18 protein-coding genes and 1 tRNA gene are annotated in these 23660 nt (G+C 56.7%); 9 read left to right on the forward strand and 10 right to left on the reverse strand.

Annotated elements, in window-relative coordinates; all coding sequences use genetic code 11:
* Positions 1 to 56 precede the first annotated feature (56 nt).
* Positions 57 to 899 carry an SPFH domain-containing protein gene (locus IGS51_RS17810; protein ID WP_297080135.1) on the reverse strand — a complete coding sequence of 281 codons (843 nt, stop codon included), beginning with the start codon at positions 897 to 899 and terminating at the stop codon, positions 57 to 59.
* 212 nt (positions 900 to 1111) lie between these two features.
* Here IGS51_RS17810 and IGS51_RS17815 point away from each other — a divergent pair, with 212 nt between their 5' ends.
* The 3 genes from IGS51_RS17815 to IGS51_RS17825 all read left to right on the forward strand — a co-directional run bounded on the left by IGS51_RS17815 (position 1112) and on the right by IGS51_RS17825 (position 3664).
* Complete coding sequence (locus IGS51_RS17815; protein WP_297080136.1) at positions 1112 to 2287, forward strand: M20 family metallopeptidase; 1176 nt, start codon at positions 1112 to 1114, stop codon at positions 2285 to 2287.
* A 379-nt stretch (positions 2288 to 2666) separates the two neighbouring features.
* Complete coding sequence (locus IGS51_RS17820; protein ID WP_297080137.1) at positions 2667 to 3092, forward strand: phasin family protein; 426 nt, start codon at positions 2667 to 2669, stop codon at positions 3090 to 3092.
* A 164-nt stretch (positions 3093 to 3256) separates the two neighbouring features.
* A complete protein-coding gene (locus IGS51_RS17825; RefSeq protein ID WP_297080138.1) occupies positions 3257 to 3664 on the forward strand; it encodes a hypothetical protein in 408 nt (135 codons plus the stop codon).
* Between the two features lie 103 nt (positions 3665 to 3767).
* Here IGS51_RS17825 and recR read toward each other — a convergent pair whose 3' ends face one another.
* On the reverse strand, positions 3768 to 4400 hold the full coding sequence (recR, locus tag IGS51_RS17830) for a recombination mediator RecR (RefSeq protein ID WP_297080139.1): 633 nt from the start codon (positions 4398 to 4400) through the stop codon (positions 3768 to 3770).
* 135 nt (positions 4401 to 4535) lie between these two features.
* On the opposite strand from recR, the gene sppA reads away from it, so the two are divergent.
* Both sppA and aroH read left to right on the forward strand, forming a co-directional pair.
* Complete coding sequence (sppA, locus tag IGS51_RS17835; protein WP_297080140.1) at positions 4536 to 5381, forward strand: signal peptide peptidase SppA; 846 nt, start codon at positions 4536 to 4538, stop codon at positions 5379 to 5381.
* Positions 5382 to 5491: 110 nt separating this feature from the next.
* Complete coding sequence (gene aroH, locus IGS51_RS17840) at positions 5492 to 5884, forward strand: chorismate mutase (RefSeq protein WP_172358416.1); 393 nt, start codon at positions 5492 to 5494, stop codon at positions 5882 to 5884.
* Between the two features lie 5 nt (positions 5885 to 5889).
* On the opposite strand, the gene IGS51_RS17845 is transcribed toward aroH, so the two are convergent.
* Entirely contained in the window at positions 5890 to 6480 is a 591-nt protein-coding gene (locus IGS51_RS17845; RefSeq protein WP_297080141.1) for a Uma2 family endonuclease, read from the reverse strand.
* A gap of 330 nt (positions 6481 to 6810) precedes the next feature.
* On the opposite strand from IGS51_RS17845, the gene recN reads away from it, so the two are divergent.
* Entirely contained in the window at positions 6811 to 8643 is a 1833-nt protein-coding gene (gene recN / locus IGS51_RS17850; RefSeq protein ID WP_297080142.1) for a DNA repair protein RecN, read from the forward strand.
* A 258-nt stretch (positions 8644 to 8901) separates the two neighbouring features.
* Here the strand turns inward: recN and infB are convergent, their stop codons facing one another.
* The 4 genes from infB to ileS all read right to left on the reverse strand — a co-directional run bounded on the left by infB (position 8902) and on the right by ileS (position 16015).
* Complete coding sequence (infB, locus tag IGS51_RS17855; RefSeq protein ID WP_297080143.1) at positions 8902 to 12006, reverse strand: translation initiation factor IF-2; 3105 nt, start codon at positions 12004 to 12006, stop codon at positions 8902 to 8904.
* A 548-nt stretch (positions 12007 to 12554) separates the two neighbouring features.
* The gene (locus tag IGS51_RS17860) at positions 12555 to 12845 is read right to left on the reverse strand and encodes a YlxR family protein (protein ID WP_297080144.1); all 291 of its coding nucleotides are present in this window, start codon (positions 12843 to 12845) and stop codon (positions 12555 to 12557) included.
* A 16-nt stretch (positions 12846 to 12861) separates the two neighbouring features.
* Positions 12862 to 12934, reverse strand: a tRNA-Met gene (locus IGS51_RS17865).
* A gap of 243 nt (positions 12935 to 13177) precedes the next feature.
* On the reverse strand, positions 13178 to 16015 hold the full coding sequence (gene ileS, locus IGS51_RS17870; RefSeq protein ID WP_297080151.1) for an isoleucine--tRNA ligase: 2838 nt from the start codon (positions 16013 to 16015) through the stop codon (positions 13178 to 13180).
* 259 nt (positions 16016 to 16274) lie between these two features.
* Here ileS and IGS51_RS17875 point away from each other — a divergent pair, with 259 nt between their 5' ends.
* Positions 16275 to 17912: a S8 family peptidase gene (locus tag IGS51_RS17875; protein WP_297080145.1), complete on the forward strand. Its 1638-nt coding sequence runs from the start codon at positions 16275 to 16277 to the stop codon at positions 17910 to 17912.
* A gap of 8 nt (positions 17913 to 17920) precedes the next feature.
* Here the strand turns inward: IGS51_RS17875 and IGS51_RS17880 are convergent, their stop codons facing one another.
* The 3 genes from IGS51_RS17880 to IGS51_RS17890 all read right to left on the reverse strand — a co-directional run bounded on the left by IGS51_RS17880 (position 17921) and on the right by IGS51_RS17890 (position 21893).
* Entirely contained in the window at positions 17921 to 18682 is a 762-nt protein-coding gene (locus IGS51_RS17880; protein WP_297080146.1) for a class II aldolase/adducin family protein, read from the reverse strand.
* Between the two features lie 313 nt (positions 18683 to 18995).
* Positions 18996 to 20690: a calcium-binding protein gene (locus IGS51_RS17885; protein WP_297080147.1), complete on the reverse strand. Its 1695-nt coding sequence runs from the start codon at positions 20688 to 20690 to the stop codon at positions 18996 to 18998.
* 216 nt (positions 20691 to 20906) lie between these two features.
* Entirely contained in the window at positions 20907 to 21893 is a 987-nt protein-coding gene (locus IGS51_RS17890) for a GntR family transcriptional regulator (protein WP_297080148.1), read from the reverse strand.
* Positions 21894 to 22346: 453 nt separating this feature from the next.
* Here IGS51_RS17890 and IGS51_RS17895 point away from each other — a divergent pair, with 453 nt between their 5' ends.
* Both IGS51_RS17895 and IGS51_RS17900 read left to right on the forward strand, forming a co-directional pair.
* Positions 22347 to 23393: a hemolysin family protein gene (locus tag IGS51_RS17895; RefSeq protein WP_297080149.1), complete on the forward strand. Its 1047-nt coding sequence runs from the start codon at positions 22347 to 22349 to the stop codon at positions 23391 to 23393.
* Positions 23394 to 23412: 19 nt separating this feature from the next.
* The coding region (locus IGS51_RS17900; RefSeq protein ID WP_297080150.1) for a TrmH family RNA methyltransferase at positions 23413 to 23660 on the forward strand (248 nt) is incomplete at its 3' end.

Here is a 23660-nt window from a genome sequence, read left to right on the forward strand (position 1 = left end):
GCTCGATACCTCTACTCCGTCCGTTTTAGCAGGACACTAGGGTCAAGAACGGCTTATCACTCTTTTGGCGAATTGAGTGGATGCTGACTGGGCGGTGGAGCATTGGGATCGATTAGCTCGCTCAGGGCTTCGGTCAGTGCCTTCGGATCCATGAACACAATTTTGGAGTTTGGGCTATCGCCAAGTCGATAGCTGGCATCGACGTATCGTTGTGCGACCAGATATTTCATAATCTCCCGGCTGTTGGGCTGAGACTTTAGCGCATCCGCGATCATTTTCATGGATTGCACCGCACCCTCGGCTTCTTCAATTGCTGCCTGTTTTTTGCCCTGCGCTTCAGAAATAGCCGCCTTCTTTTTACTTTCGGCAGCACGCTCTAGCTCCATTGCCCGCAGCACATCTGGGGCAGGCTCAATGCTCTGCACCTCCACCCGCGTCACTTTCACGCCCCAGGTTGCAGTTGCTTCGTCAAGCTGGTGCAGCAAGGCCTGGTTGATCTCGTTTCTAGAGGAAAAGGTCTGAGCTAGACTCATCCGCCCAATTTCGGAACGGAGCGTCGTCGTCACCAGGCTCTCCAGCGCTTCCTCAATATTTTCCACGGCATAGAACGTGCGCTCTAGCTGCAAAATCCGCCAGTAGACTACTGCGTCTACGTCAGCCGATACGTTGTCTCCGGTAATCGCCTTTTGCTTGTCGATATCCAGCACGCGCTCCCGGGTGGATTCTTCTAGAACAATCGTGTCGAGGAACGGCACCACAAAATTCAGCCCTGCCGTAAGCTTACGGTGAAACTTCCCCAGCCGCTCTACTAGCGCCTCGGTGCCCTGATTGATAATTCTGACGGAGCCGACAGTATAACCCACAATTAGGAGAGCAAGGGCAGCAACGATGGACTCCATAGGGTGCGATTCTCCAAAGCAGCGTTAGAGAGAAGAGAGAAAGACTAGAGAGAAAAGACTATAGAGAAGAGACTGTTCTTCTAATGTATCCTTTGTGGCGGGATTTGGTACGGATGAACCGTGATAGGGTGATGAGGTGATGGAGGCGGCCAGTGGAACCTTTTCTTAACAACTCTTTATTATGAGGTTAACCTCTACCATTGTCTGTCTCCATGCTGAGCCAAATTAAAGATCTTGCTGCGAGCCTTGCCCCCCGACTGGTTGAAATTCGCCGCCATCTGCACAGCCATCCTGAACTGAGCGGACAGGAATACCAGACGGCCGCTTATGTTTCAGGAGTGGTGTCGTCTTGTGGACTGCATGTGCAGGAACTAGTCGGCAAGACAGGCGTAGTGGCAGAACTGCGCGGTACAGATAGAGACTCCCGAATGCTGGCAATTCGCGCGGATATGGATGCGCTGCCAATTCAGGAGCGTACAAGACTGGAATTTGCTTCGCGGCAGCCGGGAATTATGCACGCCTGCGGTCATGATGTGCATACCACCGTGGGGCTGGGGACAGCGATGGTGCTAGCGCAGTTGGGGATTCAGTTTCCAGGCACAACTCGGTTTTTGTTTCAGCCTGCGGAGGAGACGGCGCAGGGCGCAGGCTGGATGATTCGGGATGGGGTGATGGAGGGCGTGACGGCTATCTTTGGGGTTCACACGTTTCCGACGATTCCGGGGGGATCGGTGGGGATTCGCTATGGGGCACTGACGGCGGCGGCGGACGATTTGGAACTGGTGATTATGGGCGAGTCGGGGCATGGGGCGCGGCCGCATGAGGCGATCGACGCGATCTGGATTGCATCGCAGGTGGTAACGACGCTGCAACAGGCGATTAGTAGAACGCAAAACCCGCTGCGTCCAGTGGTGCTAACAATTGGGCAAATCCAGGGCGGGCGGGCACCGAATGTGATCGCGGATCAGGTGCGGATGCTGGGGACTGTGCGATCGCTCCATCCTGAAACCAGCGCTAGTCTGCCGGTCTGGATCGAGCAAATCGTGGCGAATGTCTGTCAGAGCTATGGGGCAAAGTACACGATGAACTATCGCCGGGGTGTGCCTTCGGTACAAAATGACCCAGCGTTGACGCAGATTATGGAGTCGGCGGCATCGGAAGCCTGGGGGGGCGATCGCGTCCAAATTCTTTTAGAACCCTCCCTCGGTGCAGAGGACTTCTCACTGTATCTGCAACATGCTCCTGGCACTATGTTTCGCCTGGGTGTAGCCTTTGCTGACAAGCCTAACTATCCGCTGCACCATCCCCAGTTTCATGTAGACGAAACGGCGATCGTGACGGGCGTGGTGACGATGGCCTACGCAGCGTATAAATACTGGCAGCAGTAATCGGAGGGTTGGGGTGCGGAGGGTGAGAGCAGGATCGCTGGGCCATTCCGCTATCAATGTCCGCTATCAATGTCCGTCACAGATGTCTGTCACAAATGTCCGTACCTGGGTGTCTAGAAATCCCACCCGGTTAACCACCTCGCTAAACCGCTATGCTGAATAGTATTGACCACTGGAAAAACGCCAGACGGCTGCGTAGTCTTTCGGCAATACTCGGCAAGATTTCGCATACGTTTGTGCGTTTGTCTGGTTAACTTCTAACGCAACATCGCCACATTGCAGTATTGCAACTCACAATATTGCAGCATCGGAATATTGCAACATCGGAATATTGCAACATTTGCAACATCTAGACGCTTGACAGAGGAGCCACATCGCTATGGCAGGCTTTGGAGATTTGGTTCAAAAGGCATTTTATCTGGGGGTTGGGCTAGCATCCTACGCAGGCGAAAAAGCGGGCAGCACGCTGGCAGATTTGCGGGTGCAGGCGCAAAAGCTAGCGGATGAAATGGTTGCTCGTGGCGAAATCAGCGCCGAAGAAGCCCGCCGCATGGTGGAAGAGATGATGAACCGCGCTCAGCAGCCTGCTGGGGGTGACCCCGAAAAACCCACGGAGCCGCGCCGCATCGAGATTCTGACGGATGAGGAAGAGCCAACGCCCTCTGCTAGCCAGCCGACCGCCGAAAACTCTGCAACCGAAAACTCTGCAACATCGGGCCAGTCGCCGAGCCAGCCAACGGCGGATGATTTACGTCAGCAAGTCGCCAAGCTGCAAGAGGAACTGAGACGGCTGAAACGGGATTAGGGACTGGGGATTCGGAATTGGGGATGAGGAGCGGCAGAGTGTCTGCTTTGGCAGGGCTGCGATCGCGCTGATTCTAGGTTCCGTATTGATCCCAACCTTTGCCCTTGCTTGGTATTGCCGCCCGACCCTGACTTCTAAAACTTGATCCCCAACCCCTAAGACCTATGTTTGAGACGATCGCCCAGCAAGTAGAACAGTTCCTAGAAGAGATTAACCGCGACGTGAATGAGGCGGTGGATGCAATTTTTGAATGGTCGGACGAAGTGGCAGAGCGGCTGAATGAGGCGATCGCCCCCGATCTCGACCAGATCGATCGCCAGATGGAAGAGTGGCTGGCTCCCTTTATCAATGCGGTGACGGGCGTAGAAAGCACCATCCAGGAAACCGTGCAGCCCTTTAACCAAACCGTTGACCCCATTCTCAACCGTCATCCCGCCTGCGTCGGCTGCCGCAATTACCACGGCCAGGTCTACGGCGGCACGATGCTGGTCTGCGGAATGCACCCGTTTGGCTGGGAAGGGGAGCAGTGCCCCGATTTTGAGTCGGTCTGGAAAGGTGGGGACAAAGCCTAAAGTAAACGCTGGCAAGTGAACGCTGGCATCCTTGCTGACCGTTTACTGCTGACTGTTTACTGCTGATCGTTTACCTTTACGCTTGCCTTTCCGTTTACTCTCGCTACTCTAGCTCTCGCCTGCCCTCTAGCGCCCGCGCCAGCGTCACCTCGTCGGCGTATTCCAGATCGCCCCCCATCGGCAGCCCAAAAGCAATGCGGGTGACCTTGGTAAACGGCTTTAGCAGTTGCCCAACATAAAGCGTGGTGGTGTCGCCTTCTACACTGGGGCTGATGGCCATGATGACTTCCTCAACCCCCTGCTGGGCTACGCGCTTAACCAGGGGTGAAATATGGAGATGGTCGGGGCCGATGCCTTCCATCGGAGAAATCAAGCCGCCCAAAACGTGATATTTGCCCTTGTATTCGCGGGTTTTTTCTAGGGCGATGACATCGCGAGAATCGGCTACCACGCAGATGAGCTGCGGATCGCGGCTGGGATTTTTGCAAATGTCGCAGACGGGTTCGGCCGACAGGTGAAAACAAACGGAACACAGTCCGACTTGCTGTTTTGCCTCTAGCAACGCCTGGGCTAGGGCTTTCACTTCTTCTTCTGGCCGCTTAAGAATGTGCAGCGCCAGCCGCTGAGCCGATTTGGGCCCAACGCCAGGAAGCCGTTGTAACTGTTCAATCAGGCGGGCGAGGGGACGAGTGTAGACCAGGGTTCCTCCAGGGGCCGCGAGGCGCAAAAGGGGCATAGATTTTCGATCATAGAGGATGGTTGCAGGATTGGGGCTGTTCAGCAGTTGCATCCTGGCTGCGAATTTGAGGACACCTGCGATTCCGCTTTAGAATCGTAGAATTGAGCGTAATTTTTGTTAGTTAGAAAACCTATGGTGAGGCTCTTTAAGCCGTCGTTTCGCAAGCAGATTGCCCGGATTGAGGTGGCGGGGGCGATCGCCAGTGACACTCGTAAGCGCGTCCTGGAAGCCCTCAAGCAAGTCGAGGAGCGGAAGTTTCCTGCACTGTTGCTACGAATCGACAGCCCTGGTGGAACAGTGGGCGATTCTCAGGAAATCTATCAAGCGCTAAAGCGGCTGGGTGAAAAAATCAAAATCGTCGCCAGCTTTGGCAATATCTCAGCCTCTGGCGGTGTCTATATTGGCATGGGCGCACAGCATATTGTGGCAAACCCTGGTACGGTGACGGGCAGTATCGGTGTCATTCTACGGGGCAATAATTTGGAGCGCCTGCTGGAGCGAATTGGCGTGTCCTTCAAGGTGATTAAATCTGGCCCGTATAAAGATATTCTGGCCTTTGACCGAGAACTGACAGAGCCAGAGCAACATATTCTGCAAGAGCTGATTGACACGAGCTACGGTCAGTTTGTGCAAACGGTGGCTGAAGCCAGGAACCTAGCGGTTGAAACCGTCCGGGGCTTTGCCGATGGACGGATTTTCACTGGGCAACAAGCGCTGGAACTGGGTGTGGTGGATCGCCTGGGAACCGAGGAAGATGCCCGCCGCTGGGCCTGCGAACTGGCTGGCCTCGATCCAGAAAAGACTCGCACGTTTAACATCGAGGAGAAAAAGAGCTTGCTTCGCCGATTGCGAACGGGGAGTGAAATGCAGGGCGATCGCCTTGGCAGTTTGCTCACCCACAGGCTATCTTCGGCTACAGATTGGATTGAATTTGAACTGGCGACGAGCGGTGTGCCGCTGTGGATGTATCGGCCATAGGCGGGGTGATGGAGTCACGAAGTGATGGCATGGCGGAGCAGTAACCCTTCTCCCAATCCCAATCCTTCTACGCTCCATTTCCTAAATACTCAAAACGGGAGGACAAATCTGTGGGTTGGCGAGTTCGGGCAATTCGGGGCGCAACGACAGTTGCAGAGAATACGGAAGGGGCGATCGCCGAAGCGGTAATCGAGCTATTGGAAGAACTGGAACGGCTCAACCCCGGAGTCCTCGACCCGGACGAAATCGTGAACCTGATTTTCTCCGTTACGCCAGATCTGGATGCTGTCTTTCCGGCCAAAATTGCCCGCCAGCGCCCCGGTTGGAACGATGTGCCGCTGCTGGATTTGCAGCAAATGGCGGTGAAAGGGAGCCTACCGCGCTGCATCCGCCTGCTGCTGCAAATCAACCTACCCGCTGAGGTGCGCGTCCGCCATGCCTACCTGCGAGAGGCGGCAGAACTGCGTCCGGATTGGCAGTATGCGCCGATGACGCTCCAGTAGGAGCATTACTTCACCGCGCCTTCCCATAGCCAGCCCAATTGCAAAACCAGCCCCGGCAGAACGGGTTCACCGGATAGGCTGGCGGGCGCGTCTAGCACTTCTACGGGCTGGTCGGGTCGATAAATTTCGGCTTGTTGTTCCTCTGGATTCAGCATCCAGCCGAGCTTTGCGCCACAGGAAAGGTATTCCTGCATCTTGGCGCGAATGGTTTGGGGATTGTCGCTGGGGGAGAGAAGCTCCAGCACAAAGTCGGGGCAGATGGGCGGAAACTTGCGTCGGAGATCGGGCGGCAGGGCTTCCCAGCGAGCCTTTTCAACCCAGGTTACGTCAGGAGAGCGATCGCCCCCACCCGGCAACCGAAAACAGGTAGACGAATCGAACACGACTCCTAGCCCAGTCTGCCGATTCCAAATCACAAAATCGGCTGTAAGAGTTGCATTATCTTTTCCAGTTTCTCCGCCAGTGGGAGCCATAATGACGAGTTCTCCGTTGGGGGTGCGCTCAAACTTGATGTCGGGATTGTTGGCACAGAGCGCGTCAAACTGAGCGTCAGTCAGCACAGTAATGGCACTCAGATCAATAGTGAAGTGGGTCATTGGACGGTGGCTCCTTGCGCTGGCGTTAACTCTAGAATAGGCTCTATGGCAGGATTTGGAGGTCAAGGAGTAGAGTTTAGGGCTGAACGCTAGAAAATTTTGAGACTTTGAGATATGCGACTTTGAGACATGCGACTATTTACAGACTTACAGACTCAAAGATGTCCCAAAGATCTTGATGCGCCATTTGCCTGCTATACACTGAAATATGTGGCCGGGTAGCAATTCAAATGTTCTACTCTAAGATTCTAGCCCCTGATAGTTGAGCCATTAGGGTGATCCGTATTTTGATCTCCAGATGTTGATCCAGGTGTTCTCTTTGCCCCTCCTATGTTAATTTCTCTCAACATTGAGAACTTTGCCCTGGTCGATCGCCTAGAGATTCGGTTTGGCCAGGGCTTGAACGTGCTGACGGGGGAAACGGGCGCGGGTAAATCGATTATCCTCGACGCGCTGGATGCGGCACTGGGCGGCAAGGTATCGGGGCGGGCGGTGCGAACGGGGGCGGATTCGGCGCGAATCGAGGCGACCTTTGCGATGGAGCCTGTGCTGCAAGACTGGCTGGCGGCACAGGATATTGAGCCGCTAGAGGATGAAACGCTGGTGTGTAGCCGCGAGATGACGCTGGGGCAGGGCACCGTCCGCAGCCGTTCGCGGGTGAATGGGGTGGTGGTGAACAAGCAGCAGATGGAAGACCTGCGCGATCGCCTCGTGGAAATTACCGCCCAGGGGCAAACCGTGCAACTGGGGCAGCCCAGCCTCCAGCGCGACTGGCTCGATAGCTTTGGTGGCGCTGCCCTGATGCAGCAGCGAGAAGTCGTTGCAGCTACCTATGCCGCGTTTCAGCAGGCGGCACAAGCGCTAGAAAAACGCCGCCAGATGGAGCAACAACGCCAGCAGCAGCTTGATTTGTTTGAATATCAGGCAAAGGAACTGGCGGCGGCAAATCTCAGCGATCCGCAAGAGTTGGAGCAGTTAGAGCAGGAACGCCAGCGCCTCAGCCATACGGTGGAGCTACAGCAACAGAGCTATCAGGTGTATCAGGCGCTCTACCAAAACGACACGGGCGGCAATGCAGCGGCAGATCTGTTGACGGATATGGTGCGCTATGACCGAGATCTGGAGCCAGTGTTGGATATGGTGGCGGACGCGCTGGCGCGGATACAGGAGGCGGGTCGGCAAATCAACACCTACGGTGAGGGGTTGGAAACGGACCCGGAGCGCCTAGAAGCCGTAGAGCAGCGAATTATTCAGCTTAAGCAGATTTGCAAGAAGTATGGCCCGACCCTTGCCGAGGCGATCGCCTACGCGCAGCGGGTGCAGGCAGATGTGGACGCGCTCAGCGATGGCGGACAATCGCTAGAAGCGCTGGAAGCCCAGTATGCCCAGCGTCAGCAAGAACTCGCCGCCGCCTGTGCCCAGCTTACGGAACTGCGTCGCGCCGCCGCCCACACGCTGGAGGCTCGAATCATTGAGGAACTGAAGCCGCTGGCCATGGAAAAGGTGCAGTTTCAGGTGGAGATTACGCCGGTGAATCCAACAGCGGCCGGGGGCGATCGCATCACGTTTCTGTTTAGCCCAAACCCTGGTGAACCGCTGCAACCGCTGACGGCGATCGCCTCTGGTGGGGAAATGAGCCGCTTTTTGCTGGCGCTGAAGGTGTGCTTTTCGCAGGTCGATCCGATCGGCACAATGGTCTTTGACGAAATTGACGTGGGGGTGTCGGGGCGTGTGGCCCAGGCGATCGCCGATAAGCTGCACCAGCTTGGCAGCCGCCATCAGGTACTCTGCGTGACGCACCAGCCGCTCGTTGCCGCCATGGCCCATACCCACTTTCGGGTCGATAAGCAGGTGATTGACCCAGCCGCAGAATCCACCAGCAACAATGGCCGCAGGAAGGCCAAAGCGACCCCTGAGCCAGTAGATTCTGAGCCAGTAGATACAGATTTGCTGGAGGGATCTGAAGACGTGCGGACGGTCGTGCGCGTATCCCAACTGAGCGATGATCAGCGCCGCCATGAGCTGGCTCAGCTCGTGGGTGGGAATGAAGAGGCGATCGCCTTTGCCGATTCGCTGCTGACTCAGGCCGCATCCCGCCAGCAGGACTCTGGAACTAAAACCGGAACTAAAACTGTAGCCAAGCCCAGGCGGAATCGGGGTTGAAGGCTTTCAAAAGCTTTCAAAATATCTTTTAAAAACTATATCTTTGGGCTATTTTCAAGAATGAAAACTTTTCAAGAATGAAAACTGGCCTAAGCAGCCCTATTCTCTTTCGAGAAATCCTTCCAGAAATAATTTCCCCAGCCTTCCCAATTAAGACAATAAGAAATGTTTCCAGATGTCTTCATTAAGTAGACTGGGGAAATCAAAATGGAGTCCACCAGTGCTTTAATTTGATGAGCCTAGGGGTTGGCAGGCTCGCTACGCAGAGAGCGTCCGACGCTTGGTGATCAGGCGATAAACTTCAATGATGTCACCTTCCTGCCAATCCTTGAAGTTGTCTACGCCGATGCCGCATTCGTAGCCTGCGCTGACTTCCTTCGCGTCTTCCTTCATTCGCTTCAACGAGTCGAGGTTGCCCTCGAAGATGACCTCGCCGCCGCGACGCACGCGCAGCTTGCTGTTGCGGATGACCTTGCCTTCCTTGACATAGCAGCCTGCAACGGCTCCCTTGCCCACGGTAAACACAGCGCGGACTTCTACCTGGCCCAGTGGTTCTTCCACCAGTTCGGGTTCTAGCAGGCCTTCCATTGCGCCCTGGATGTCATCCAGCAAAGCATAAATCACGGTATAGTCGCGCACGTCTACATCAGCTTGGTCGGCTGCCTGACGCGCCCCACTCGCAAAGGTTGTGTTGAACCCGATGATTACGGCGCTGCTGGCGGCTGCCAGGTCTACGTCAGTTTCGGTGATCTCGCCCGGAGCCGCTAGCAGCACCCGCACCTGCACTTCTTTTTGGGGAAGCTGTTGCAGCGCTGCCAGAATAGCTTCGACCGAACCCTGCACGTCTGCCTTCAGAATTAGGTTCAGCTCTTTCAGGTCGCCCTCTTGGGCCTGGCTGGAAATCGTATTCAGGCTGACGCGACGAGACGACATGGCCTGCTGCAAGCGAGAGAGACGCTGCTGATCGGTGCGATTGCTGGCGATCGCCCGCGCTTCTTTTTCATCCAGATAGACATCGAACTCGTCACCCGCAGCGGGCACATCGCTCAGACCCAGCACCTCGACCGCAAAGGATGGCTTACCCTCTTCCACCCGCTTGCCGCGATCGTCCACCATTGCGCGGACTTTGCCGAAGACCGAGCCGGCCACCAGGATATCGCCAACACGCAGCGTGCCGTTCTGAATGAGCAGCGTCGCCACCGGGCCTTTCGCCTTGTCCAGATGTGCTTCGATCACTGTGCCCTTAGCAGGGCGATCGGGGTTGGCGTAGAGGTCTTCCACCTCCGCCACCAGCAGGATCATTTCCAGCAGGGTGTCCAGGTTCTCTCCCGTCAGAGCGCTAACGGGCACCATAATGGTGTCGCCGCCCCACTCTTCAGCCACCAGCCCATATTCAGTTAGCTCTTGCTTCACCCGATCGGGCTGGGCTTCTTCCTTGTCTACTTTGTTAATGGCGACCACGATGGGAACCTCAGCCGCCTTGGCGTGGCTAATCGCCTCGATGGTTTGGGGACGCACCCCGTCATCCGCCGCCACCACCAGAATAGCGATATCCGTCACCCGCGCACCCCGTGCCCGCATGGCGGTAAAGGCTTCGTGACCCGGCGTATCCAGGAAAACGACCTGCTGCGTCTCGCCGTTATGTTCCACATCAACGTGATACGCGCCGATGTGCTGCGTGATGCCCCCTGCCTCGCCCTGAGCCACCTTGGTCTTGCGGATCGAGTCGAGTAGAGTCGTTTTGCCGTGGTCTACGTGACCCATGATGGTCACCACGGGCGGACGGCGCTGGAGATTTTCCAGATCTCCCGCATCCAGCATTTCTGTGACTTTCTTCGCCTCTGCTTCAGGCGCTTCGGTATCCACCAAAATGCCCATCTCTTCCGCCACCATCGTCGCGGTGGGGATGTCGAGAACCTGGTTTACCGTGGTCATGATGCCCTTCATAAACAGGGCGCGGATGACTTCGGTTTCAGGAACAACCAGCATATCAGCGAGTTCTGCCACCGTCAGGCTGCCCGTGAGGGTAATGATTTCGGGGCGCTGCCGAGTTTCCTGCTGTTCGCGGCGATCGCGCCGACTAAAGCGCTCGTTGCTAGAACCCCCACGCCGCCGCTGCGTCGGTGCAGCCACCGCCACGGGCTTTGCTGGAGCTTTTTGGCTCTTGGGCTTGGGCGGGCGCATCAGCGAAATGCTGAGGGCAGTCGGGGCCGAATCATCTCCGTCGGCTCCATCTAGCACCTCATCCAGATCGATGTCTTCGTCGTCGTCCAAAACGTTGGGCGATCGCCGCTTGGACTTCACACCGGCCTTAGCCACCTTGTTGGGGTTTTCCTCATCCTCCTCCTCCCAATCCTTGCCGCGCTTTGCCACCTTGGTCGGTGGCGTGGGCTTGGGCTTCAGCGTGGGCGGCTCTGCCAGGATAGGCATACTGCCTGCGCTGCGGGTGTCGGCTGCGCCAGACTCTTCGGATGCACCCGGAGCCGTTGGACGAACGGGCTTGCGGCGTAGCTCCAGCACTGGCTTGGCGCGCAGTACAGGCGGTTCAGAAGTTTCTGTAATACCAATGCGGCGAGGTGCGGACTCACTGGCTTCTCCAGAGCGGGACTCTGGGCGAGAGGCAGTGGGCGATCGCCGAAGCCCTTGGTCATCGCCTCCCACTCGCATGACCACCTGATCACTGCGATCGCTCGCCTTCTTCAGAACTGGGCGGCTCACGGAACTCACAGACTCTGTTCGCACAGGCTTAGAAGGCGGCCCCATCAAAGAGGGCTGCTCTTCGGGCAACGGTGCAGGCTCCGCCACTTCAGGGCGCACAGGAGGCGGCTGGGGCGAGTCAACTGGAGGAGACTCTACTTCTTTGGGTGCTTGCGACTTGGGTGCTTCCGAAACGGGAGTCGCAGGCTTTTGCACAGCAGGAGGCGTGGCAATCGGCCGAGGCTCAACTGTCCGTGCCTCAGCAGGCTCTGCTGCTGGACGATCCGGACGCACCGGCGCAGATGAGGTGGGCTGCGAGGCCGGAGCAGGCTGAACTTCTGGCCGCTTAGGTGGCTCTACCGCAGGGCGATGGCGACGGACTTCAAGAATTTGCTGCTTTTTAACAGGCGGCTGCACGGCGCTCTGTTTTCGTTGAGGCATAGAAGAAGGCGTTGAGGTAGGCCGGTGAACAGGAGGGGTATGGGATGCAGAAGGGCTGTGGGCAAGCCGTTCGGCCGCTGAGCGGATGCGGGCTGCCTCAGCTTCGGAAATAGTGCTGCTGTGGCTCTTGACCGGAATATTCAATTGTTCGCAAACGTCCAAAATCTCTCTATTATCCAGATTCAATTCCTTTGACAACTCGTAAATTCTCACCTTACCGTTCATCCACTCTCCCCTTCTTAGCCAACTGAGATTTTCACATAATGTTGCTTCGCTTTCCTAACGAGACGACGTGACAAGACGACGTTTACAATGCTCGACAGTTAAAGCCCAGACAAAAACAGCTTTAAGCTTGCTGCGTTGACTTTTGTTTCTAGTCCTTGCTCTAGCGCTAAGGCTTCGAGAATTCACTGCCCATCAGGTTGAGGTTCTATAAAATGTCTCTTGCCGCATCTGCAAAGAAACCCCGAACTAGAGCAGAACACAAAACTAAAACAAAGCTCTCCTGGGTTGAAGGCACGCCCTTATCTGGCCGAGGCTGCCCAAAATGCTTAGTGGTTGAAGGCTCGTTCTCCCTTAAAGTCAACACAACGTAGAGTCTGGCACCTAAAGTCTGGCATCCAGCCGATTTGATCAGTGATAAGTGTCTCCGTATCGGTCATTGAATCTCTGTGGCTGCTACCGGGGGCCCATACCTAACTTCAGTGTCTGACAATGAGATTGCGACAGACCCCTCCCCTAGAGTAACAACTCTCAGAAAGTTCCTAGGACAATCACCGGGCTTGCCCCAGCGAGTCTGGCTTCTGAGTGGAGTCCACAGCAAGACGCTGCCGCAGCGTTTGATAAACGGCTTCAGGTACAGACACTTTTAATGACCTCCCTAGCCTATCTTTCCTTTGGGCTGCCTGCAAGCAGCTAGCCGTCGGGCACAGGTAAGCCGATCGACCCATCCCATAATCTAATTGTATCGTCTGAGACGGATATACCCGCACGATTCGCCAGAACTCTGTCTTGGGTGCAAGTCTTCGGCAACTGAGACAGCGACGATAGTTAGGCGGTGGCATGACCGTTTTCGGAAGATGGCTCAGGCGGGATTTGAACCTGCGACCTTGGGCTTATGAGTCCCCTGCTCTAACCACTGAGCTACTGAGCCAGAAAAGCTGCAATTGAACGCCCTAAGCCGACTTTAACTAGCAAGCATGATTTTACCTGCTTGGTTCTATCTGCTTTGGTTTTACCGGACTGATTTGGTTTTACCGGATTGATAACGTTCTAAATTTTAGCCTTTATTAAGATAGCACATCTGATTGGTGGATTAGGGCGATCGCCCGCTAGAAAATTTCTGCAATTTGCTCGGAACCCACAGCAGGATGGGCGATCGCCCATCCTGCGCCGCCTAAAACTCTCCCTCTAGGGCGGGAATGCAGCGTTCGCAGAGCAGCGGATGCTCAGCAGACTCGCCAACATGGGTGGAATAATTCCAGCAGCGATCGCACTTTTTGCCTTCGGCATCTACGACACCAATGCTGAGGCTGCCTGCCTCTGCGCTGTATTTCAGGTCTGTCAAAATGCCGGGAGCATCGAGCAAGTCCACCTGAGAAGCCAGGAAAAGATAGCGCAACTCGTCTACGCCGTTGCCGCTGAGGCTGCTGGTGGGGTTGAGCGCCTCAAGCTGTTGCCGAAAATCAGCATCCGCTGCGTAGAGCAGCACCTTGGCCTCTAGCGACGAGCCGATTGCCTTGTCGTTTCGGGCTTGCTCCAGCACCTTGTTCACTTCAGTTCTCAGATCGCGCAATTTTTCCCACTTCGCCGCCAGTTCGGGATTTTCCCACGACGCTTCCAGCTTTACCCAGCCGGACTCAAAGACGGACAGGTAGGGGGTTTTGTAGGGCAGAAATTGCCAGATGTCCTCCGCTAGGTGAGAGAGGACGGGGGCGATCGCCCGTGCCAGATTTTCGATTGCGACGGCCAGCACGGTCTGGCAACTGCGGCGGCGGGGCGCATCGGCAGCGCTAATATAGAGCCGATCCTTGGCAATGTCGAGGTAAAAATTCGACAAGTCCACCACGCAGAAGTTCTGCACCGTCTGGAAAAAGCGGAAAAACTCGTAGGTCTTGAAGGCATCCGTGATGTCGGCAAACACTTCCGTCATTCGGTGCAGCATATAGCGATCGAGTTCGGGAAGCTCGTCATAGGGCACGGCATGAGTCGCTGGGTCAAAGTCATGCAGGTTGCCCAACAGGAAGCGGGCCGTGTTGCGGATCTTGCGATACACGTCTGCCATCTGCTTCAGGATGTTTTTGCCCAGCGGCACATCTGAGGTATAGTCCACCGACGACACCCACAGCCGCAGCACATCCGCGCCATAGGCTGGTTCCTCTTTCTGGTTTTTGCCGCCTTCAATGACGATGGCCGGGTCGACCACATTTCCCAGAGATTTGCTCATCTTGCGTCCCTGTTCGTCTAGCGCAAAGCCGTGGGTTAGGACGGTCTTGTAGGGCGCATGACCATTCACAGCAACGCTGGTCAAAAGGCTGGACTGAAACCAGCCCCGGTGCTGGTCTGAGCCTTCTAGGTACATTTCCACGGGATAGTGCAAGCCCTCTCGCTGCTGGGCCACTGCCGCCCAAGACGAGCCAGAGTCAAACCACACGTCCATCGTGTCGAAGCCCTTGCGGTAGCTGCGCCCGTTGCTGCGATAGGGTTCAGGCAGCAACTCTTCGACCGACATCTCCCACCAGGCATCGGAACCGCGTTCAGCAAAGATTTTCTGCACATGGCTGATGGTGTCGGCATTCAGCAGCGGCTCGTTGGTTTCCTCGTCATAGAAAACGGGGATTGGCACGCCCCAACTGCGCTGGCGCGAGATGCACCAATCCGAGCGATCGCCCACCATCGCCGTAATCCGGTTTTCGCCCTGTGCAGGAATCCACTCCACTTCTTTGATAGCCCGCAGCGCCTCTTCGCGAAAGCCTTCGACCGACGCAAACCACTGCTCCGTTGCCCGGAAGATCGTCGGCTTCTTGGTGCGCCAATCGTAGGGATAGCGGTGGCCGTAATCCTCTTCCTTCAGCAGGGCCCCAGCCTCCCGCAGCGCCTTGATCACGGCAGCATTGGCATCGCCCAGCACGTTCAACCCAGCAAAGGGCCCTGCCTCCGCCGTAAAGTTGCCCTCGTCGTCTACAGGTGACAGCACGGGCAGCCCATAGCGCTGTCCCACGATAAAGTCATCCTGACCGTGCCCCGGAGCCGTATGCACCAGCCCCGTGCCGGATTCTGTAGTGACGTAATCGCCGCCAATGACAATCGGACTCTCCCGATCAAACAGCGGATGGCGATAGGTGGAAAACTCCAGCGCCTTGCCCGAAATTTCTGCCTGCACGCTCAGCGACGTGTCTAGCACTTGCGTCAGTCGCTCCACCAAATCCTTGGCCACGATGAGGTGTGCAAAGGAGGTTCCCAGTTCACCCTTGAGCTTGCCGCCTTCATCTTTGACTACGGCGTAGGTCAGTTCGGGGTTAACGGCTACGGCCAGATTCGCGGGAATTGTCCAGGGCGTGGTCGTCCACACCGCAACGCCCAAGTCGCCCAAATAAGGTTTCAGTGCCGTTGCCCCATCGCCCAAGCTGATCACCGGAAAGGCGGCATAGATGCTGCGAGAAACGTGGCCTTCGGGATATTCCAACTCGGCTTCGGCCAGCGCAGTGCGGGAACTAGGACTCCAGTGGACAGGCTTGAAGCCGCGATAGATATAGCCTTTCAGCACCATCTGCCCAAACACGCCGATCTGCGCGGCTTCGTAGTCGGGGGTGAGGGTCAGATAGGGATGCTCCCAGTCACCCCATACGCCGTAGCGCATAAAGCTGGCGCACTGCTGCTGCTGCTGTTCCAGGGCCCAGGCTTTGGCGCGGCGACGCAGTTCAAGCGGGGTCAAGTTGCGCCGCTCTTCGGGCTTCATTGCTTGCAAGACTTTGACCTCGATGGGCAGCCCGTGACAGTCCCAACCAGGGATATAGCGAACTTTTCGCCCGTTCAGGAGTTGGAACTTGTTGATGGTGTCCTTCAAAATTTTGTTCATGGCGTGCCCGATGTGCAGCGCCCCGTTGGAGTAAGGCGGGCCATCATGCAGCACAAAGGGTTCGCCGGGGTTGGATTGCGACAGCTTTTCGTAAATTCGGTTGTCGGCCCAAAATTTCTGAATTTCTGGCTCACGTTTGGTGGCGTTGGCCCGCATGTCGAATTGGGTTTTGGGTAGGCTGACCGTATCTTTGTAGCTTCCGGGTTCTGTCGCTGTCACGGCGGTTGCAGGGTGAAAAGAACTGTGGTTTATCGAAACTATTATCAACCAGGGTTGAGCAACTGGGGGGCATTTTTGCAAATCTCCCCCGGCCGGGTAAGGGGGATGGAGGGCGATAGAGCGCCTCTCGGTAAATTCCACAGGATTGGGCTATCTTACAAGGCATATCCTCAGGCTTGCATCTGCGATCGCCCCTATGGACGGCTTTTTCCCGACCTCTTCGCCATTGGGCAAGCGCCCGTCCACGGTTGGCTTTCCTGCTGGAGGGTCAGCGTTCCTGGCAGGAAGTTCTTTGGGGCGATCGCCCTCGTCTCAGCCATTGTCTCAGGGCCGTTCTATCCGGGATCGTCCAATCAAGCTCCGAGCATCGTTGGGGATGGTCAACCCCGGCGGGGGGAGTCCTGGGGTCATCAGTCCCGATGTGCGCCTGCCGAGGCGATCGCAACTGAACCAACCCCCCGCGCCGCCCCTAAAGCTCAACGACACGGTACGAGGCCACCTCACCCTGCAAGATTGGCGAAATCCGCTGCGGGGCGGTCGCTTTGCCAAGGACTTTGTGATTGTAGGTGGCAAGACCAAGCGGCGCGTGGAGATTCGGCTGCGATCCCAGGCGTTTGATGCTTACCTGGAGCTAATCAGCGATCGCACGGGCCAGCCTCTCCTATTTGGCGACGACCTGAGTACGCGCAACACCAATGCTCGTATGGTGTTTACCCTGAAGGCGGGCGATCGCTACCGGGTGCGCGTAAGCAGCGCGTCTGGTGGGGCAGTGGGTGGCTACACGCTGATCAGCACAGTGACCAGCCGCACGCCGTCTGCGGACGGATTCAACTTCTACTACGGCTATGGCAGGGTGAGCGCAGCGGCGGCGATCGCGCGGGTTTTGGGGGCGTTGCCAGGGGCGGTGAAGCGGGAGGGCGATCGCCCCTGGCTCGCCCCCAGCCACAGGCCCACCGCAGGAAACCAAAACATTCTGGGACAGGGCATCACAGTTGCCGTGATTGACGACGGGGTGGATTTGTCTCACCCGGCACTGGCAGACAATCGCTGGGTAAATCCGGGCGAAATTGCTGACAACGGCATCGACGACGACGGCAACGGGCTAGTTGATGATGTCTCTGGCTGGAGCTTTGTGGAGGGCAACAGCCAGTTTGCCCGCTATGGCGGCGAACCCCTTGGATTAGACCATAGCGAACACGGCACCCACGTCGCCGGAATTATCGCCGCCAAGGGAGATGGGGGTGGTATTTCTGGTGTTGCCCCGGCTGCAAAAATTATGGCACTGCGGGCGATCGCCAGCCACACCGACACGGGCAGTCCCCAGTTTGACGACTCCATCGCCGCCAGCATCACCTATGCCGTCAACCACGGTGCACGAGTGATCAACCTCAGCCTGGGCAATTACATTGGCGATCCTGCCATGAGCAAAACGCTTGCGGCGCTGCGGTTTGCTGCTCAGCAGGGCGTGGTTGTGATTGCGGCAGCGGGCAATGAGCGCGAAACCCTAGGCGCAGTGCTGCCGATCGAACCCGCGCTGTATGCCAGAGAGGGACTGGCGATCGCCGTGGGGGCGCTGGCGGGCGATCGCCGCATGGCCACCTTCTCGAACCCAGCGGGCGATCGCCCCTATCCGTTTTTGGTCGCTCCCGGTGCAAATATCTACTCCACCGGGCTGAGAGGCGGGTATGTCTACAAATCCGGCACGTCAATGGCGGCTCCCTATGTCGCGGGCGTAGCGGCACTCATGCTCAGCGCCAACCCCAGCCTGACTCCCGCATCAGTAGCGGCAATTCTAGCGGAAACGGCTGATGCGGCGGGAATTGAAGTCGTTTAAGGCCCGACTTACTCCAGCAAATCTGGCTCTTCTCGCACGATTTTGTCATAAAGCGACTGGAAGCAAAACCAGCCCATGAAATGCGTCCCGACCTGACTGTAGGTAAGGCTGGCGACTTCGTGGGGAATGGCGACAGGTTTGCCGACAGCTTCGGCCATCAGTTGCGCCTGACAGGTGCGATCCATCGTGATAAACCACCAGGCCGCCTCATCGACCGAGTGCCCCACGGTTAGCAGCCCGTGGTTGCGGAGAATCACCGCTTTGCGATCGCCCAACACGCGCCCAATCCGCTGCCCTTCCGACAAATCCAGCACCACGCCCGTATAGTCGTCAAACAGCGCATGGTCGTCATAAAACGAGCAGGCATCCTGCGTCAGCGGGTCGAGCAGGCGACCGAGGGAGGCCCAGGCCTTGCCATAGAGCGAATGGGCATGGGCAGCAGCCACCACATCAAGACGCGCCTGATGAACCTGCGAGTGAATTGCAAAGGCGGCCGCGTTGACAGGGCGACTTCCCTCTACCACCTCGCCCTTGTGGTTCACCAGCAGCAGATCCGATGTGCGAATGTGCCCAAAATACATCCCGAATGGATTCACCCAGAAGTGATCGGGATGCTCCGGATCGCGGGCAGTAATGTGTCCTGCCACGCCCTCATCGAAGCCGTAGCGGGCAAACAGACGAAAGGCGGCAGCAAGGCGCTGCTTGCGATGTAGGCGTTCGTCCTCAACGCGCTCGAATGTAGGCGGCTGCGGCAGATTGGGTTGGATCATGGTCAGGCATTTGAATTCAGAATTTCCCTTCCCAGTATGCCTAAAGGTCGGATACGTGGCCCTGTGCTATCAATTGGGCTTGGGAAACACCTAAAACCACGCCTAAAACCACGCCGTAAAACGCTGTAAATAGCTATAGCGGTCATCACAAGCGGTCATCACAAGCGGTCATCACAAGCGGTCATCACAAGGAATAAAGCGAGCCTGTGGCACGGTTCTCCCTAACCCCAAGCTCGCTACGGTGTTCTATTGCCTAACCTGCCTAAACTGCTGTGACCCCCGCCATTGCAGCTTAGGTCGTTACATCAAACGCTCACACCACCACGAAATCGCGTCCTAGCAGCACATTGGTCGTATCGCGTACCACCGCAATCAGGTCGTTGCCGCGATAGATCAGCGTGTCCAGGGCCGCCCCACCTTCCAGGCTGCGGGTCTTGTCCAGTTGATACTGGCTCAGCGCACCCTTGACCTGGAACTTGTCCAACTGGAACGCGCTGAAGTCGGTGATGCTGGCGTAGGAGTTGCCCACCGTGTTCAGATAATAGGAACCCGCGCTATTGCCCAGTTCAAACGTGTCTGCCCCCACGCCACCGGTCATGATGTCCCGTTCACCCGCATTGTTAGCCGTCGTGCCGCCGCGCAGTCGGTCGTTGCCGTCGCCGCCCAGCAGCGTATCCGACCCAGATCCGCCTACTAGGGTATCGTTGCCGCCCAGACCGCTCAGCATATTGTTGCCGCTGTTGCCGTTGATCACGTTGTCTCGGAAATTGCCTGTGCCGTTGATATTGGCAACACCACTCAGGTTCAGGTTCTCAAGGTTGGCAGAGAGCGCGTGGCTGACGGAGGCAATCACTAGGTCGATGCCCCCTGCCACCTCAGCCGCCACGTCACCTGCCGAATCTACGATATAGGTGTCGTCGCCAAAGCCGCCGTTCATGGTGTCATTCCCCAGACCACCACTCAGGAAGTCATTACCATCCCCACCGTTGAGCGTGTCGTTACCTGCCAGGCCAAACAGGAAGTTGTTGCCTGCGTTGCCGTTGATCACGTTGTTCAAATCATTGCCCGTGCCGTTGATATTGGCAGCGCCCAGCAGCGTTAGGTTTTCGACGTTGGCAGACAGCGTATGGCTGACGGAAGCGCGAACTTCATCAATGCCCTGTCCGGCGAGTTCAACCACCACGTCCGAGACAGAATCGACGATGTAGGTGTCGTTGCCAGCGCCGCCGCTCAGGGTGTCGATGCCCGCTCCGCCATCGAGATAGTCGTTGCCCGCACCGCCGTTGATGGTGTCGTTGCCTGCTAGGCCAAACAGGAAGTTGTTTCCTGCGTTGCCGTTGATGACGTTATCTTTGGCGTTGCCTGTGCCATTGATATTGGCAACACCACTCAGGTTCAAGTTTTCCAGGTTGAGGGAGAGCGTATGGCTGACGGAGGCAATCACTAGGTCGATACCGCCCGCCACTTCACCCGCCACGTCGCCTGCCGAGTCTACGATGTAGGTGTCATCTCCAAAACCACCATTCATCGTGTCGTTACCTGTCCCGCCATCGAGGTAGTCATTCCCATCGCCGCTGTTGAGCGTATCGTTGCCTGCTAGACCAAACAGGAAGTTGTTACCGCTGTTGCCGTTGATGACGTTGTTCAGGGCGTTGCCTGTGCCGTTGATGTTGGCAGTGCCCAGCAGCGTCAAGTTTTCGACGTTTAGGGGGAGGGTGTAGCTAATAGAGGAGCGGACTTCATCAATGCCTTGTCCGGCTAGTTCAATCACAACGTCGCCGGGTGAATCGACGATGTAGGTATCATTTCCAACACCGCCGCGCATGGTGTCGCTGCCTGTGCCACCGTCGAGTAGATCGTTACCTGCAAGTCCTTCTAAGATATCGTTGCCTGCTAATCCAAAGATGGAATCGTTAAGTAAGGTGCCGACTAAACGCCGTCTGAAAATTAGAGGAATCCCGTTAACGGTGTCGTTGTCATTGAATTGAGAGCCAATAATAGTGGCCATATTGAAATTCTCCTTTTGAGGACGCAATATCCGAGCGTCTTTGGTATGGGAGGTGTGGCTGTGGGGTGAAGCCCCCTGTTTAACCTCTGAGGAGTTATCGGAGTGGGTGCGGGGAATTACGCAGGCTGTGCGAATTTTTACAAAAAGAAATCCCTCGCTTGGGTGAAACGAGGGATGAGTGATTCAGATTAAGTATTGAGAGGCAGGGTGTTCGAGCTATTCCAGTCCCAATTCTCGTTTGAGCAAACTGATGGATTTTTCACCGATGTAGTTTTCGCAGCATTCGATTTTGGGTGGACGAATGATGTGGTCGCGGGAAAGCTGGATGGCGGCTTTGACGCTGGGCAGGCTGGCCTGGTCGCAGATGATGACCTGGGCGCTGCGAACCATTGCACCCAGCTTGTAGGCATCGTCTGCCTTGGCGGTCATGATCAGCAGTTCTTCGCCCCGCAGGCTGTGAATGATGACCTCGGCCGCTCGCAGAATGCCGGAACTAAGGCTGACGAAGCCGATGCAGGTGTCTTTTGGGAGTCCTTTCATCAGCTTTAGCTCTTTGCCGTAGTCGTAGATATCGACCGGGATGACGCGGACGGATTTGGGAGAGGCGATCGCCTCTGCTTCGCCAATGAAATAGCGACTGGTGACCACTGTGCCGCCCCGCGCCTGATCCAGCACACTCGCCAACTCCTCCATTGGCACAAGCTGGACAGGGATTTGCAGCGCCTGCTGGAGTTCGCGCACCATGAGTTCCCCCGCGCCGATGTCGTAGCCCGGAGCCGTGACCAGCACCCGCGCACTGCACCGCAGTCGCCAGTCGATTTCAGCCAGAAATAGCTCCCGCGCCTGACTGAGGGAACAGCCCTGGTTGAGCAGTTCATCCAGGCTTTTTTGCACCAGCTTGTAGGCCTGGGGATGTTTGGCTAGTACGGGCGATTGGTTGCCTTTGGTGTGGCCTTCGTCGCCTTGGGATTTCACAAAGATGCCCGCACCCGCCTTGGCATCTACAATGCCGTCGTCCTCCAGCATCCGGTAGACCTTGCTGATGGTGTTGCGGTGTAGCCCGGTCTGCATAGCCAAGGCGCGGGTGCTGGGGAGCCGCTGTCCGGGGGGAAACTGGCGGGAGGCGATCGCAAAGCGGATCTGGGTGTAAAGCTGGGTAGAGGCGGGGATTTCGCCGTCGGGCTGGATATGAAACTCGACCATAACCATCTCCAGGGGAGTGTTGAGAGGCTTGAGACAGAGGCAGGGGCGATCGCCACCAAGACGTGAACTTGAATACACGCTCAGCAACTTTAGCAAAACAGGCTTAGAAAACAGGCCAAAAAAAGGCTCAGGAAGCCGCTTCAGAATCGCGCCTGTTAAAAATGCCATTGAGACCTGTCTGATCTACGTTACGAAAAGTGTCTACACGCTGGATGTGACAGTTTCCAGAATACACAGCCTGAGAAAGTTTGAACCCTTTGCCAAATATTTTTTGAGGCAGCCGCTTCAAAGAGCCGCCCCAAGCAGCGCACTCTGAATTCCTCGCCGCCTCTACAAACAAGCATCCCAGGCTTGCCGCTAAGCGGAGACAGCCGCCTATCGAAGACAATAGAAGGAATGCGCTAGGCTAGGTCGCAAGCCTGGGCACCTTCCATCTGGGTCAACCTCCTTGCCATGTTGCCGCTGCTGACTGTCACGCTGTTTGTCATTTGTGGTTCTGCGCTTTGTTCTTGCACCGAGGCAGCCCTGCTGTCGATGCCGATCCTCAAAGTGCGGCAACTGGCGCAGTCTTCTAACCGGGCTTCTGCCAAGGCGCTGCTGGCGATTCGAGAGAAGATGAATCGGCCAATCGCCACGCTGGTGATTTTCAACAACCTGTTCAACATTCTGGGGAGCATCGTCATCGGCTCACTGGCTGCGTCTGTGCTGAACAGCGCAATGATTGGCGTTTTTTCTGGCGTTTTAACGTTTCTGATCATTATTTTTGGGGAAATCTTGCCGAAAACCATCGGCGAACGCAACGCCGAAAGCATTTCCCTGCTGGTTGCCATTCCGCTCACCTTGCTGACGCGCGTGTTTACGCCCGTGGTGCTGCTGCTGGAGAAGGTGACGGCTCCGTTTGTCAGTGGCAACCATCGCCCCACGACCAATGAAGCTGAAATTCAGCTTTTGACCACCATTGGCCGCGACGAAGGCGTGATTGAAGACGACGAAGCCGAGATGATTCGCCGCGTGTTTGCGCTCAACGATGCCACGGCGGGCAAGCTGATGACTCCCCGCGTGGCGATTACGTATTTGGAAGGAGAGCAGACGCTCGAAGCCTGTAAGCCCGATATTATTGACTCGCAGCACAATCGTCTGCTGGTAATTGGGGAGACGATTGACGATGTGCTGGGGATTGCGCTGCGGCATGAACTGCTGACGGCGCTGATTGAGGGACAGGGCGATCGCCCCATTTCCTCCTTTGTTCGCAAAGCCTGGTTTGTGCCGACGAGCCTGCGGGCCGATCGCCTGCTGCGGTCATTTCAAACCAGCCGCGAACATCTGGCCGTGGTGGTCGATGAATATGGGGGCGTGGCGGGTGTGATTACGCTGGAAGACGTGCTGGAAGTCATTACGGGTGAAATCGTGGATGAAACCGATTACATCATCGACATGCAAGATGTGGCCCGTCGCCGCCGCGCCCGCATTTTGAATGAAAATCCGAGCCTGCTAGACTGATGCGCCGACTGGTGTTGCCGTGGAAAACGTTGTGAATACTGGGCTGGAGCAGATTCGCATTGTGCTGGTGGAACCCGCCGGGCCGCTGAATGTGGGGGCGATCGCCCGCGTCATGAAAAACTTTGGGCTGCGGCAGTTGGTGTTGGTCAACCCCCAGTGTGACCCACTCAGCGCCGAAGCGCGGCTGCTGGCCGTCCACGCGGCCGACGTGCTGGAAGCCGCCCACCCGGTCGCAACGCTATCGGAAGCGCTGACGGGCTGCCAGCG

This window comes from Thermoleptolyngbya sp. M55_K2018_002, assembly GCF_015295965.1.
Classification (GTDB): Bacteria; Cyanobacteriota; Cyanobacteriia; order Elainellales; family Elainellaceae; genus Thermoleptolyngbya; species Thermoleptolyngbya sichuanensis.